Source organism: Microbacterium lacus (genome assembly GCF_039531105.1).
Classification (GTDB): Bacteria; Actinomycetota; Actinomycetes; order Actinomycetales; family Microbacteriaceae; genus Microbacterium; species Microbacterium lacus.
In genome coordinates, this window is sequence record NZ_BAAAPK010000001.1 from 1,569,406 (window position 1) to 1,583,116 (window position 13,711).

13 protein-coding genes are annotated in these 13,711 nt (G+C 69.5%); 10 read left to right on the forward strand and 3 right to left on the reverse strand.

The window, feature by feature from the left end; translation table 11 throughout:
- The first annotated feature begins 85 nt into the window (after window positions 1–85).
- From ABD197_RS07355 to ABD197_RS07370, 4 genes are all read left to right on the forward strand, one after another.
- A complete protein-coding gene (locus ABD197_RS07355; RefSeq protein ID WP_344053095.1) occupies window positions 86–1,036 on the forward strand; it encodes an ROK family glucokinase in 951 nt (316 codons plus the stop codon).
- A gap of 3 nt (window positions 1,037–1,039) precedes the next feature.
- Window positions 1,040–1,732 carry a lysophospholipid acyltransferase family protein gene (locus ABD197_RS07360; RefSeq protein ID WP_344053097.1) on the forward strand — a complete coding sequence of 231 codons (693 nt, stop codon included), beginning with the start codon at window positions 1,040–1,042 and terminating at the stop codon, window positions 1,730–1,732.
- A 66-nt stretch (window positions 1,733–1,798) separates the two neighbouring features.
- Window positions 1,799–3,136, forward strand: coding sequence for a class II 3-deoxy-7-phosphoheptulonate synthase (locus ABD197_RS07365; RefSeq protein WP_344053099.1), 1,338 nt, complete (start codon window positions 1,799–1,801; stop codon window positions 3,134–3,136).
- 172 nt (window positions 3,137–3,308) lie between these two features.
- Window positions 3,309–4,241, forward strand: a complete 933-nt coding sequence (locus tag ABD197_RS07370) for a hypothetical protein (RefSeq protein ID WP_344053101.1) — start codon at window positions 3,309–3,311, stop codon at window positions 4,239–4,241.
- A gap of 75 nt (window positions 4,242–4,316) precedes the next feature.
- On the opposite strand, the gene pknB is transcribed toward ABD197_RS07370, so the two are convergent.
- Entirely contained in the window at window positions 4,317–6,260 is a 1,944-nt protein-coding gene (pknB, locus tag ABD197_RS07375) for a Stk1 family PASTA domain-containing Ser/Thr kinase (protein ID WP_344053103.1), read from the reverse strand.
- Window positions 6,261–6,342: 82 nt separating this feature from the next.
- Window positions 6,343–7,536, reverse strand: coding sequence for a LysM peptidoglycan-binding domain-containing protein (locus ABD197_RS07380; RefSeq protein ID WP_425561031.1), 1,194 nt, complete (start codon window positions 7,534–7,536; stop codon window positions 6,343–6,345).
- Window positions 7,537–7,731: 195 nt separating this feature from the next.
- On the opposite strand from ABD197_RS07380, the gene ABD197_RS07385 reads away from it, so the two are divergent.
- Window positions 7,732–8,076, forward strand: a complete 345-nt coding sequence (locus tag ABD197_RS07385; protein WP_344053106.1) for an Rv2175c family DNA-binding protein — start codon at window positions 7,732–7,734, stop codon at window positions 8,074–8,076.
- A gap of 29 nt (window positions 8,077–8,105) precedes the next feature.
- On the opposite strand, the gene ABD197_RS07390 is transcribed toward ABD197_RS07385, so the two are convergent.
- Window positions 8,106–9,200 (reverse strand): polyprenyl synthetase family protein, encoded by a 1,095-nt coding sequence (locus ABD197_RS07390; protein WP_344053108.1) that lies wholly within the window; start codon window positions 9,198–9,200, stop codon window positions 8,106–8,108.
- 65 nt (window positions 9,201–9,265) lie between these two features.
- Between ABD197_RS07390 and ABD197_RS07395 the strand changes: the two genes are divergently transcribed.
- From ABD197_RS07395 to ABD197_RS07415, 5 genes are all read left to right on the forward strand, one after another.
- Window positions 9,266–9,634 carry a DUF3040 domain-containing protein gene (locus ABD197_RS07395; protein ID WP_344053110.1) on the forward strand — a complete coding sequence of 123 codons (369 nt, stop codon included), beginning with the start codon at window positions 9,266–9,268 and terminating at the stop codon, window positions 9,632–9,634.
- Between the two features lie 185 nt (window positions 9,635–9,819).
- Window positions 9,820–10,251, forward strand: a complete 432-nt coding sequence (mraZ, locus tag ABD197_RS07400; RefSeq protein ID WP_344055816.1) for a division/cell wall cluster transcriptional repressor MraZ — start codon at window positions 9,820–9,822, stop codon at window positions 10,249–10,251.
- Between the two features lie 105 nt (window positions 10,252–10,356).
- Window positions 10,357–11,310, forward strand: a complete 954-nt coding sequence (rsmH, locus tag ABD197_RS07405) for a 16S rRNA (cytosine(1402)-N(4))-methyltransferase RsmH (protein WP_344053112.1) — start codon at window positions 10,357–10,359, stop codon at window positions 11,308–11,310.
- Window positions 11,307–11,903: a cell division protein FtsL gene (ftsL, locus tag ABD197_RS07410; RefSeq protein ID WP_344053114.1), complete on the forward strand. Its 597-nt coding sequence runs from the start codon at window positions 11,307–11,309 to the stop codon at window positions 11,901–11,903. The genes rsmH and ftsL overlap by 4 nt, the downstream gene beginning before the upstream one ends.
- Window positions 11,904–11,907: 4 nt before the next feature.
- Entirely contained in the window at window positions 11,908–13,692 is a 1,785-nt protein-coding gene (locus ABD197_RS07415) for a peptidoglycan D,D-transpeptidase FtsI family protein (protein ID WP_344053115.1), read from the forward strand.
- Window positions 13,693–13,711 lie beyond the last annotated feature (19 nt).

Sequence of the window (13,711 nt, forward strand, 5' to 3'; positions counted from 1 at the left end):
CCGGTCCTCCCGCACTGGCCGCCGGCGCCCCCGGGGATAGACTTCAAGACGCCGTCGCGCGCGTGTCGGCCGGGAGGGACGGGCAGTGCTCAAGGTCGGCATCGACATCGGCGGGACGAAGATCGCGGGCGGCGTGGTCGACGCGGACGGACGCATCGTGGAGAAGCTGCGCGTGGACACGCCCGTGGACACCGGCGAACTCGCGGATGCCGTCGTCGACATGTCCCGGCACTTCGCCGCACACCATGACATCGCCGCCGTCGGGGTCGCGGCCGCGGGCTTCATCGATCGGCAGCGGGCGAACGTGATCCACGCGCCGAACATCGCGTGGCGCGACGAGCCCCTCAAAGCGATCCTGGAAGCCCGCATCGACGTGCCCGTCACGATCGAGAACGACGCGAACGCCGCCGGTTGGGCGGAGTTCCGGTTCGGCGCGGGGCGCGACGTCGACGACATGGTCATGCTCACGATGGGCACCGGTGTCGGCGGGGCGGTGATCGCGAGCGGCGCGCTCTATCGCGGCGGTCACGGAATCGGCGGCGAGCTCGGACACATCCGCTTCACGCGCGACGGACTGCCGTGCGGCTGCGGCCAGAACGGATGCCTCGAGCAGTATGCGTCCGGGCGGGCCCTCCAGCGCGAGGCGAACGCGATCGCGGATGCCGGTGGCATCGGCACCGCGCTCGCAGAGCTCCGGGCGCAGAAGGGCTCGATCAGCGGACCGGCCGTGTCCCGGCTGGTGCTCGCCGGCGACCCGGGCGCCGTCGAGGCGCTCCGGAGGGTGGCGACCGCTCTCGGTGAGGCGTGCGGCGGCTTCCAGGCGGTGCTGGATCCCGAACTGTTCGTGATCGGCGGCGGTGTCGCGCAGCTCGGCGAAGACCTTCTCGGCCCGGTGCGCATCGCGTACGAGACCTCGCTCCCCGGATACGGCGACCGTCCGATCGCCGCGTTCGCGATCGCGGAGCTCGGCAACGACGCCGGTTTCATCGGCGCGGCCGATCTCGCCGAGACGGCACGGTCAGGGGAAGGCGCGTAGCCGATGTTCTACTGGCTGATGAAGTACATCGTGATCGGGCCGCTGGTCAAGGCGATCTTCCGACCGTGGATCGTCGGGCGGCGCAACGTCCCGAGCGAGGGCGCCGCGATCCTCGCGAGCAACCACCTCTCGGTGTCGGACTCGATCTTCCTCCCGCTGATGATCGACCGGCCGATGTCCTTCCTCGCCAAGAGCGACTACTTCACCGGCAAGGGCCTGAAAGGCTGGGCCACCCGGATGTTCATGAAGGCGACGGGGCAGATCCCGATCGACCGGACCGGCGGGAAGGCGTCGGAGGCGTCGCTGAACACCGGGCTGCAGGTGCTGGGACGCGGCGATCTGCTCGGCATCTACCCTGAGGGCACCCGCAGCCCCGACGGCAAGCTGTACCGGGGTCGCACGGGCCTGGCCCGGATGGCGCTCGAAGCGCACGTGCCGGTGATCCCCGTCGTGATGGTGGACACGGACGTCATCATGCCGATCGGGCGCAGCATCCCGCGTGTCGGTCGTGTGGGAGTCGTGATCGGCGAGCCGCTCGATTTCTCGCGCTTCGCGGGAATGGAGGGCGATCGCTACATCCTCCGTTCGGTCACCGACGAGATCATGGTCGCACTGCAGCGGTTGGGGGAGCAGACGTACGACGACGTGTACGCCTCCACTGTCAAGAACCGCATGCCGGCTTCGCCGGCGCCCTGAGCGCGCACGGTCGGCGGCGGCGTCATGGCGCGGAGGGCGGGGCCCGGGCGCCGATAGACTGAGCGGATGCTCCAGCAGCTTGACACCCTCGACCACTGGCGGACTCTTCCCATCAAGCAGCAGCCCACGTGGTACGACACCGACGCCGTGGCCGCCGTCTCGGCCGAGATCGCGTCGCTGCCTCCGCTCGTGTTCGCCGGTGAGGTCGACAAGCTCCGCGTCGACCTCGCCCGTGCGGCATCCGGTCGCGCATTCGTGCTGCAGGGCGGCGACTGCGCCGAGACGTTCGCGGGCGCGACCGCGGAGCAGATCCGCAACCGCATCAAGACCGTCCTGCAGATGGCGGTCGTCCTGACGTACGGCGCCGCGATGCCCGTCGTGAAGATGGGTCGGATGGCGGGGCAGTTCGCCAAGCCGCGCTCGAGTGACACCGAGACCCGCGGCGACGTGACGCTTCCGGCCTACCGGGGCGACATCGTCAACGGCTTCGACTTCACCGAGGGATCGCGTCGCGCGGACCCCGCGCGGCTGCTCAAGGGCTACCATATGGCCGCGTCGACGATCAATCTGATCCGGGCGTTCACACAGGGTGGTTTCGCCGACCTCCGCGAGGTGCACAGCTGGAACAAGGGGTTCGCCGAGAACCCGGCGAACCAGGCGTACGAGCGACTCGCGCACGACATCGACCGCGCCATCAAGTTCATGGAGGCGGCCGGCGCCGACTTCGATGAGCTGCGTCGCGTCGACTTCTACACCGGCCACGAGGGTCTGCTCATGGACTACGAGCGGCCGATGACGCGCATCGACTCGCGCACGTCGACGCCGTACAACACGTCCGCGCACTTCCTCTGGATCGGGGAGCGCACGCGCGACCTCGACGGCGCGCACGTGGACTACTTCTCGAAGATCCGCAACCCGATCGGCGTGAAGCTCGGCCCCACGACGACGCCCGAAACCGCTCTCGCCCTGATCGACAAGCTCGACCCCGAGCGCGAGCCCGGCCGCCTGACGTTCATCACCCGGATGGGCGCCGGCAAGATCCGCGACGCGCTGCCTCCGCTGCTGGAGGCCGTGCGCGACTCCGGAGCCGTGCCGCTGTGGGTGACCGATCCGATGCACGGCAACGGCATCACGACCCCGACCGGCTACAAGACGCGCCGGTTCGACGACGTCGTGGACGAGGTGCGCGGCTTCTTCGACGCGCATCGCGCCGTCGGCACCCACCCGGGCGGCATCCACGTCGAGCTGACCGGCGACGACGTGACGGAGTGCCTCGGGGGTTCGGAGATGATCGACGAGGCCACGCTCGCCACCCGTTACGAGAGCCTGTGCGATCCGCGACTGAATCACATGCAGTCCCTCGAGCTCGCGTTCCTCGTGGCCGAGGAGCTCGACAAGCGCTGACAGCTCCTCCGCGAGAGGGCACTTCTGTAGGGCGACACGCCGTGCGGCAGGTGCTTTTCTGCCCTCTCGCGGACGGCAGGCGCCTCCTCCCCAGACGGCGTGCGGGGATCGGTTGTCCACCGGAGTGAGTACTGCGAGACGATCGCGGCGTGCGATCGCGCACGATCAGGGCATGCGCTACACGCCGCTCCCGTCGGAGTTGACGGCTCGATCCTTCAGCCTCGCCGATGCCGCGGCCGCGGGCGTGGGTCGAGCCCGGCTGCGAAGCGCCGACATCGGGCATCCGTTCCACGGCGTGTACACCGCCGGTCTCGCGGACGACGAGGAGGACCGCTGCCGCGCTCTCGCGCCGACCCTCGAGGTCGACGAGTGGTTCAGTCACCTGACGGCGGCGCGGCTGTACCGGATGCCGCTCCCCGCGTTCGCGCAGCACGAGAACGCTGTGCACGTGACTTCGGTCGGTACCGACGACCGGGTGCGGCGCGCCGGGGTGACCGGGTGGCGTGTTCTCGAGCGGCCACCGTCCCGGCGGTGGGAGAACGGGGTGCGGATCGTCGCGCCGGCGGATGTGTGGGCGAGCCTGTCCGTCCGTTCGGCGCTTCGGCCCGGCGCCACGCTCTCCACCGAGTGGCTCGTCGCGATCGGCGACTTCCTCGTGAGCGGCGAGCGCACGGATGCGGGTCGGGCACCGGCTCTCTGCACTCTCGCCGAGCTCGAGGCGGCGGCCGACCGACGTAACGGGAAGCGCGGAGCGAAGGCGCTGCGGGTCGCGGTGGCGGCGGTGCGGCATCCGGTCGACTCGGTGAAGGAGACCTTCCTGCGTCTCGGCCTCGTCGGCTGCGGGCTGCCCGAGCCGGAGGTCCAGTTGCCCGTCGAGACCGCCCAGGGACTCAGGCATGCCGACCTCGGCTACCGCAGGGAACGACTGCTGCTGGAGTTCCAGGGTGATGAGCACCGCACGTCGCGTGCGCGCTGGCTCGCAGATCTGACGAGGGTGCAACTGCTCCAGGATGCCGGCTACCGCGTGATGCTGATCGGCGACGCCGACCTCGTGCCGGACTGCCGGGCACTCGCCGCGCGGGTTCGTCGGGCACTCACCTGCTGACGCGAGAGGGCACTTCTGTTGGGCAACACGCCGTAGAAGGGGTGCATATCTGCCCTCTCGCGAGGAGCAGGTGGGTCAGAACGCGCCCTGGATGCGGAACGACACCACGGTGCCCTTCGCGCGCTCGCTGCCCGCGGCCGGGACCTGCGACTCGACCTTCGTGATCTCGTTGAGGACGGCATCCCACAGCGTCGCGTATTCGAAGTCGAAGCCGGCGTCCGTCAGGGTCTTCTTCGCCTCATCGCGGGTCATCCCGACGATGTTGGGCACGGGGAACAGGGGCGGACCGCTCGAGACCACGAGGGTGACGCTCTCGCCGGGACGCCAGTTTCCGCCGCCGTCGCGATCGGCGAGGCGGATGACGCTGCCTGCATCGAACGAGTCGCTGGGTTCCTCGACGGTGCCGGCGACCGTGAGGCCCTTGTCGCCGAGCGTGACGGTCGCCGAGTCCACACTCATACCGCTCACGTCCGGCACCGGGCCGACCGAGACTGACAGCGTCGCCGTGTCGCCCTCGAGCACCGTGCATCCCTGCGTGCAGTCGACGGCGTCGCCGCCCGCCCGGGGCGCGACCGACACACCGATCACGCTGCCCTCGGCGGCATCCGTGAAGAATTCCTGGTCCGGTTCGGCCACCGTCAGGTTTATCGCCTGCAGGATGCCGCGCGCCTCGTTCGCGGCGACACCGGCGAGCGCCTGCACCGTCTGCGGCTGCGGCCCTTGCGAGACGAGCACCGACACCGATGCGTCCTTGTCGAGCCGAGAACCGGCCGGCGGGTCGGTGCCGACGACGAGTCCGGCCTCGATGTCGATGTCGTAGACGTCCTGCTGCACCGCCTGCAGTCCCCGCTCGGCGAGGATGGTCTGCGCCTCGGCGAAGCTGCGTCCGCTCACATTCGGTACACCGACCAGAGACCCGGGCCCGGAGCCGAACCACCAACCGGCCCCCGCGGCCAGACCGGCCAGCAGCAGAACCAGGGCGACGAGCCATGCGCCGCGCCGGGAGCGTCTGCGCGACGCGGTGCGCAGGCGCGTGGCGTTGTCGGCTTCCTCCACCGCGCCCGTCGGGCCTGTCATGGCCGCGGGCAGCACCTGCGTGAGATCCCCCGAGTCGCCGGCCACCTCTTCGCGGATGATCCCGGCCGACAAGGTGCGCGCGACCTGCGGCGCGATGCCGAGTTCGCGTTCGATCTCGCGGAGCCGGTCGAGCATCACCGAGGCATCGGTGGGTCGTTCGTCGGGGCTCTTCTCGGTCGCCCACAGCACGAGCTCGTCGAGCTGCTCGGGGACGCCGGGGTTCTTCACGCTCGGCCGCGGCACGGAATCCGTCGCATGCTGAAAGGCGATCTGCATGGGCTGCTCGCCCTTGTAAGGCTGCTCGCCGACGAGCATCTCGTACAGCATGATGCCGAGCGAGTAGATGTCGCTGCGCGCGTCGGCCATGCCGCGCGTCACGAGCTCCGGGGCGAGATAGGCGATCGTGCCGAGCAGCTGCGCTCCGCTCGCGGTGTTCGCCGTCGTGGCGCGGGCGAGACCGAAATCTCCGATCTTGATCCGGCCGTCCTCCGCGAGGAGCACGTTCTCGGGCTTCACGTCGCGATGCACGATTCCCGCGCGGTGGGCGGCTGCGAGCCCGGAGAGGATCGCATCCATGATCGTGACGGTCTGCGGGACGGTGAGCCGCCGCTGTTCGCGCAGCAGCTCGCGCAGCGTGATGCCCGGCAGGTACTCCATGACGAGGTAGGCCATGTCGCCGTCCTGGCCCTGGTCGAAGACGTTCACGACATGCGGGTCGGCCAGGCGCGCCGCGGCGCGGGCCTCTTGGATGAACCTGCTCTGGAAGACGGTGTCGTCGCTGAGGTGACCGTGCATCACCTTCAGAGCGATCCTCCGCTCGAGGCGGAGGTCCGTGGCCACGTAGACGGTCGCCATGCCCCCGCGCGCGATCCGCGCGCGCACCCGGTATCGGCCGTCGACAAGACGACCGATCAACGGGTCGGCCTGCTGACTCGTGCTCACGATCCGAGTCTACGGACGGGTTCCTGCGAGCCCGCGGAGCGGCTCACCCCTGCAACCGCCCGGATTCCCGGGTCGGGAGCACTCACCCGTGGGCGGCGAGCCACGCGTACGCGGGCTGTTCCCACTGCGCGTAGCGCTCGGGGTAGGCCGAGATCTGGACCGCCTGCGCGGCATCCGCGTACGACATGTCCTGCCAGCCGGGGATGTCCAGAAGCCCCCGGGTGGCGGTTCCGTTCGGATCCGCGGGGCCGCCGTAGAAGACGCGCACCGCGCGGGCGGGGTCACGCACCTGCTCGGGTGTGCCCCAACCGGAGCTCGGTCGCTGCTGGAAAAGACCGAGCGAGTCGCGATCGCCCCAGTCCAGGTTGCGCAGCCACGATTCCTGCATGGCGGTTCCCAGCGCGATCGCGATTCCCCGATCCGGGATGCCGAGTTCCCTGCCGATCTGGATGATGAGAGCCGCGTTGCCGGCCTGCTCGGCGTCGAGTCCGCTCGATGCGGGCGCGGGCGCCGTCTGCGCGGCGAGCATCGGCGAGACCGAGACCGGGATGGAGAGTGTCTGCCCCGGGTAGATGATCGAGGAGGCGTCCAGCCCGTTCGCACTGAGGACGGCCTGCGTGGACATCCCGTGCTGGCGGGCGATCCCGCTGATCGTGTCGCCGGACACCACGACGTACGTTCCGGCCGTCTCCGGCGCAGCGGGAGCCGCGGGCGCCGCGGGCGCCGGCGGAGCAGCCGGTGACGTTGCGCCGGGGATGGCGATGCTCTGCCCGGGGTAGATCACGGACGACCAGTCCAGACCGTTCGCGGTGAGCACGCTCTGCACGGACAGTCCGTACCTCGCGGCGATCGCGCTGATGGTCTCGCCGGCGCTCACGACGTGCGCGGAGCCGGTCGGCGCGGAAGCGGCGGGCGCACCCTCGGTTACCGCGCCGATCAGGCGCAGGGTCTGTCCGGGGTAGATGATCGACGACGCGGACAAGCCGTTGATCGCGAGGACGTCGGCGGTGCGCAGGCCGTTGCGCGCGGCGATCGCCGACACGGTGTCGCCCGGTTGGACCTCGTAGGTGTCCGGCGCGGTGGTCGTCACGCGGAGGGTCGCCGCGGAGGACAGGGTCGCACGGTCGAGCGCCGTGAGCGCACCGAGGTCGATCGGTGCGACGGAGCGCTCCGGCTGCTGCACGGCGTGCGCCGGGGCGGCTGTCATGAGGACCGCGAGCGATCCGGCGAGCGCGGGCAGGGCGTTCGCAGCGATCCGCCGCGGTGGCGCGGCCATATGGAAGGAGTCGGCTCTCACGGGATCCCCCTCTGTCGACTGCGTGAAACGGTGTCACGGATGCTAACTGCTGTCAACCAATGTGACTGGTGTGACTGAAGTGAACATCGGAACGATGTCCGGTCCGCGCGTGTGAACTCCGTCCGGGCGTTGCGAACTGGTGGGACACCTTCCGCCGTGCGCGATACTGGGACCGTGACTGACGCCACGCCTGTCGAAACCGAATGGCTGACCCTTGCCGATCTGACCGAGATCCTCGGCGAACCGCTCGGCCGGGTGCGCCGCCTCCTGGATGAGCAGCATCTGGTCGGTTCGCGACGTCACGGGGCTCTTCGCGTGCCGTCCGTCTTCCTGATGGACGATGCGCCCATCGGATCCCTCCGCGGAACACTGTTCGTGCTCCACGATGCGGGCTTCTCAGACGACGAGGCCATCGACTGGCTGCTGGCGCCGGAGGAGTCCATCGGCGTGGCGCCGATCGAGGCGCTCCGTGCCGGCCGCAAGAGCGAAGTCCGCCGCGTCGCCCAGGCGCTCGGCTGATCCGGCTCGGCTGAACCGGGCGGCGACCGTCAGGTCGTGCGGACGGTCGCGGCGCGGGCGAGGTCGCGCAGGCCTCCGACGGCCGCGTTGCCCAGGCGGGCGCCGGACAGCGATCGCTCACCTTCGCGCGCGTAGTCGGCGATCAGGTGCTCGACGCGCTCCAGGGCTCCCGTCTCGATGATCGTCTGCTGCAGCGACGCGATCTGCTGCGCGTCCAGCGCGGGATCGCCGATGAGCTCGTCCATCACCCGACGGGCCGTCGAGCCCAGGCCTTCGCGCGCGTAGGCGATGAGCACGGTGCGCTTACCCTCGCGCAGATCGTCGCCGGAGGGCTTGCCCGTCTCGGATTCGTCGCCGAACACGCCCAGCACGTCGTCGCGCAGCTGGAAGGCCATGCCGACCGGATGGCCGAAAGCAGCCAGGGCCGCCTGCTGGTCGGCATCCGCTCCCGCGAGCGCGGCGCCGATCGCAAGCGGCTGCTGGATGCTGTACCGGGCCGACTTGAGCGACGCCACACGCAAGGCGCGCGCCGCGTGCTCGTCGTCGGGCTCCGTGACGTAGGCGGATTCCTCGGCGATGTCGAGGAACTGGCCGATCGTGACCTCTCGCCGCATGATCGCGTATTCCCTGCGCGCCGCCGACGCGCGCGCGGGGGATGCTGCGGCCAGGCCTTCTTCGAGAAGATCATCGCTCCAGGCCACGAGCAGGTCGCCCAGCAGGATCGCTCCCGACCTGCCGAAGGCTCCGGCGTCGCCGACCCAGTGCCGCGAGCGGTGCGCGGCCTCGAGCGCCCGGTGGGCGGCAGGACGCCCGCGACGCGTGTCGGAGTTGTCGATCACGTCGTCGTGGACGAGGGCGGCGGCATGGAAGATCTCCAGGGAGGCGGCGACCGTGATGAGGTCATCCGGGAGCGCCGGGGAGGATCCTCCGGCCTCCTCCACAGCCCTCCACCCTGCGACGCAGAACCTGCCGCGCAGACGCTTCCCGCCCTCCAGAGCGGTCGCACCGGCCTCGACGAGGAGTACCGCCTCAGGCCCGAAATCGGCGGCGGCGGCGCGCTGCGCCGTCAGGAACATGTTCAGACGCTGAGAAACAGCTTCGACGGCATCCGGAGAGGGTGACACGGGCCTAGCCTAGTGATCGAGGGCGCGCGTAGAATCGTCGGGTCCGAGCAAGCAGAGGGGGATGCATGCCACTCTCCGAACAGGAGCAGCGTCTGCTCGACGAGATGGAACGCCATCTCATGCGCAATGACGCCGATGTGGTCAGCGCGCCGACGGACGGTCGCACGCTGAGTTATCGCAACATCGTGTACGGCACGATCCTCGTGCTCGTGGGTCTCGGCGCCCTCATCGTCGGCGTCTCCACTCAGCTCATCGTCGTGGGCGTCATCGGCTTCGTCGTGATGCTCGGCGGCGTGATCCTGGCGGTCACGCCGACGCGCGGGATCCCGCGCGGACCCGTCGACATCGCGCCGTCTGCCGCGAAGTCCCGGCCCGCATCTTCGTTCATGGATCGCATGAACGATCGCTGGGACCGGCGGCGCGAGGGCCAGTAGCCGCGCGCGACGTCACACCAAAGCACCGACCTTCGGGTCGGTGCTTTTTTTTGCCCCACCACGCGGGTGGAGAAGAGGCGGGGGAGGAGTGGGGGGCTTTGAGGTCACGAATGGGTGACAAAGTGGAGTGAAGTGGAGTAAAGTGGCGAGCATCCCGCGGGGGTCGGACGAAGGGGGTGGTGGCGATGCTTCTCGGCACGCACACTCCCAAGCTCGACGAAAAAGGTCGCGTGATCCTCCCGGCGAAATTCCGCGACGACCTGGGTGCGGGAATCGTCATCACGCGCGGCCAGGAACGGTGCCTCTACGTGTTCAGCGCGGACGAATTCGAGCGGATCCACGAGCGGATCCGTGAGACGCCGCTGTCGAACAAGCAGGCGCGCGACTTCCTGCGCATGTTCCTTTCCGGAGCGAGCGCGGAGAAGCCCGACGGGCAGAACCGCATCACGATCCCGCCGTCGCTTCGGGCCTACGCCGGGCTCGAGAAGGAGCTCGTCGTCACGGGCGTCGGGGCGCACGCCGAGATCTGGAACGCGGAGGCATGGAACGCCTACGCCGAAGGAAACGAAGAGAGCTACGCCGAACTCGAGCAGGAGGTGATTCCGGGACTTTTCTAGCCCCCCCGGCCCTGACTCCCAGCCGCTCACGCCCTGACGCACTTCCCCGGTGTCAGGTCAGAGCGGATGGGGATCAGGATCTGGGGTCGACGATCCCGAGACACCATGAGCCTGCGCGACATCCACACCCCCGTCCTTCTCGAGCGCTGCATCGAGCTGCTCGCGCCCGCGCTCGAACGCGACGGCGCGGTCCTCGTGGACGCGACCCTCGGCATGGGGGGCCACTCCGAGGCATTGCTCGAGCGTTTCCCCGGCGTGCACCTGGTGGGATTGGACCGAGACCAGGACGCGCTGCGCATCGCCGGTGAGCGGCTGGAGCGGTTCGCGGACCGGATCACCCTCGTCCACACGGTCTACGACGGCATCGCCGCAGCTCTCGCCTCCGCCGGCTTCGACTCCGCGGACGGCATCCTGTTCGACCTCGGGGTGTCCTCGCTGCAGCTGGATGTCGCCGACCGCGGGTTCGCCTACTCCCAGGACGCTCCGCTGGACATGCGCATGGACCAGAGCAGCGGGCCGACGGCGGCCTACGTGCTCGCCACGTACAGCGAAGGCGAACTGCGGCGGATCTTCGAACGGTACGGCGAGGAGAAGCTGGCTGGACGCTACGCGCGCGCGATCATCGCGGCGCGCCAGGTCGCGCCGATCGAGCGCTCCGGGCAATTGGTCGAGATCCTCGTGGCGGCCACGCCGTATGCCGCACAGCGCGCCGGTCACCCCGCGAAGCGCGTGTTCCAGGCTCTGCGCATCGAGGTGAACGGCGAGCTCGCCGTTCTCGAACGAGCGATTCCCGCCGCTCTGGGCACCCTTCCCATCGGCGGCCGCATCGTCGTGCTGGCTTATCAGTCTCTCGAGGACCGCCTCGTGAAGCGAGCGTTCGCCGAGGCCTCGGCATCCACGTCTCCCGCGGGACTTCCCGTGGAACTGCCCGAGCACGCGCCGCGCTTCCGCCTTCTCGTGAAAGGCGCCGAGCTGGCCACGGACGACGAACGTGCCAGCAATCCGCGGGCGACCCCGGTGCGTCTGCGCGCCGCCGAACGAGTGAGGGCTGACCGATGAGCGCTGTCGACCCGTTGCTCGACTTCGACCTGCTTCGCCCGACCGAGAGGGTGCCGTCATCGGGTCGGCGCCTTCGCGTGGTCGAGGAGCCGTCTCGCCGCCGCCGCCCGAAGCTCGTCTACGGGATCGTCGCCCTCGCCGGGGCTCTCGCGATCGGGACCGCGCAGATGGCGCTTTCGATCATGACGACGCAGAGCTCCTACGAGCTCTCCGCGCTGACGCAGGAAGCACGCCAGCTCACGTGGCAGAAGCAGATCCTCGCCGACGACGTCGCGGGTCTGAGCTCTCCCCAGTACCTCGCCGCCAACGCGTCGGCGCTCGGCATGGTGATCGAGGAATCTCCGAGCTACCTCCGGTTGAGCGACGGCGCCCTGCTCGGTGCCGGGCAGGCGGCACTCGGAGCGTCTTCGGTCGACGCGATCGGACGCTCCACGGTTCCGAACGCACTCATCACCGACACGCCCCTCGTGACGGCGCCCGACGCGACGATCGAGGGCGCCCCGGTCGAGACGGACGTGGTCGCCACGGACGGCGGAGTCGCGAACACTCCGCCGCCGCTCACCGACGGACTGCCCACCCCGAGCACACACTGAGTACATGACCACGAGAAGCACGCGCAGTCCTCGTCGGCGCACCGTGGTCGCTCTGGCCGTCGTCCTGGCCGTTCTCTCCGGATTCATCGTGCGACTGGTCGACATCCAGATCGTCAACGCGGACGACCACATCGCCGATTCGATGCAGGTCGCCCTCGGCGCCTCGCGGACGCTCTACGGCACTCGCGGCGAGATCGTCGACGAGACCGGGCAGACACTGGCCGGCAGCATCCTCCTCTACGACGGCGTCCTGGACCCCAAGAACGCCGGCCCGATCACCCGGGCGGACGAGGACGGCACGCGGAAGGTCGTGTCGTGGCCGGCCGTCGCCGCCGAGATCGGGGCCGTGACCGGCCAGACCGGCGCCGAGGTCGAGAAGATCGTCGCCGACGCCCTCGCCGAGAACCCGGACTCCCAGTTCGCCTACCTCAAGCGCGGTCTCACGACCGAGCAGTATCGCGCCCTGGTGGACATCGGCGCGCCGTTCCTGACCTTCGACTCCCACCCGGCGCGGACCTACCCCGACGGCGCCGTCGCCGGGAACCTGGTCGGATTCATGAGCGTGGACAGCGAGCCGCTCGCCGGAATCGAGCAGAGCGCGAACGACTGCCTTCAAGCCAGCAACGGCTCGCTCACCTTCCAGAAGGGCAAGGACGGCGTCGTCATCCCCGGTACCGAGGTGGAGACCCCTGCCGTCAACGGCGGCACGCTGCAGCTGACGATCAACCGCGACCTGCAGTGGTACCTGCAGCAGCTCATCGGCGAACAGGTGCAGGACATGGGAGCCAAGCGCGGCACGATCACCGTGGTGGAGGTGGAGACGGGGAAGGTGCGTGCGGCGGCGGAGTATCCGTCCGTCGACCCGAACGATCCGGCCGCCGCGCCGACCGAAGATCGTCGCAGCCACATCTTCACCGACACGTTCGAGCCCGGCTCGACGTTCAAGGCGCTGACCGGAGCGACCGTGCTCGATGCGGGCGGGCAGGATCTGTCGTCCACCGTGGTCGCGTCGAGCACCGAGACGTTCCCGAACGGAGCCCGGGTCCGCGACGCCTTCCAGCACGAGCCGTACCTGTACACGCTCGCGGGAGTGCTCATCGACTCCTCGAACGCGGGCATCTCCAAGTTCAGCGAGCGGGTCAGCCCGCAGACGCGCTTCGATTACCTGCAGAAGTTCGGCATCGGCTCGGGCAGCGCGGTCGGCTTCCAGGGTGAGGAGCAGGGGCTGCTCTACCCCGTGGCGCAGTGGGACAACCAGCAGCTGTACAACACGTCCTTCGGGCAGGGCGTCACGACGACGGTGCCCGAGCTGGTCGGAGCGTACGACGCGATCGCCAACGACGGGACGCGCATGCCGCTGTCGATCGTCGAGTCGTGCACGAAGGCCGACGGCACCGTCGTGACGCCGGACCTCCCCGAACCCGTCCAGGTGATCAGCGCCCAGACCTCTGCCGAGATGCGGGAGATCCTCGAGAACGTCGCGATGCAGGCGAGCTACGCGAAGCAGGTCGAGGTCCCGGGCTACCGGATCGCGACGAAGACCGGAACGGGTGAGAAATCCGACGGCAGCGGCGGCTACAAAGCCGGGGTCTACTTCACCACCATGATCGGATTCGCGCCCGCGGACGATCCCAAGTACCTCGTCGCCGTGACTCTCGACGAGCCCACTACGGTAACCTCGTCTTCGGCCAATGCGCCGGCGTTCCAGAAGGCGATGACCCAGGTCCTCAAGACCTACCGGGTCATGCCCGCGACGACGGCGCCGACGCTGCTCCCGAAGTTCGGCTGATCCCTGCCGATGTCGGCAC

Coding starts and splice junctions, on each gene's coding strand:
- ABD197_RS07360 (WP_344053097.1), top strand. CDS start 1,040: ATGTTCTACTGGCTGATGAAGTACATCGTGATCGGGCCGCTGGTCAAG.
- ABD197_RS07365 (WP_344053099.1), top strand. CDS start 1,799: ATGCTCCAGCAGCTTGACACCCTCGACCACTGGCGGACTCTTCCCATC.
- ABD197_RS07370 (WP_344053101.1), top strand. CDS start 3,309: ATGCGCTACACGCCGCTCCCGTCGGAGTTGACGGCTCGATCCTTCAGC.
- ABD197_RS07380 (WP_425561031.1), bottom strand. CDS start 7,536: ATGGCCGCGCCACCGCGGCGGATCGCTGCGAACGCCCTGCCCGCGCTC.
- ABD197_RS07395 (WP_344053110.1), top strand. CDS start 9,266: ATGCCACTCTCCGAACAGGAGCAGCGTCTGCTCGACGAGATGGAACGC.
- mraZ (WP_344055816.1), top strand. CDS start 9,820: ATGCTTCTCGGCACGCACACTCCCAAGCTCGACGAAAAAGGTCGCGTG.
- rsmH (WP_344053112.1), top strand. CDS start 10,357: ATGAGCCTGCGCGACATCCACACCCCCGTCCTTCTCGAGCGCTGCATC.
- ftsL (WP_344053114.1), top strand. CDS start 11,307: ATGAGCGCTGTCGACCCGTTGCTCGACTTCGACCTGCTTCGCCCGACC.
- ABD197_RS07415 (WP_344053115.1), top strand. CDS start 11,908: ATGACCACGAGAAGCACGCGCAGTCCTCGTCGGCGCACCGTGGTCGCT.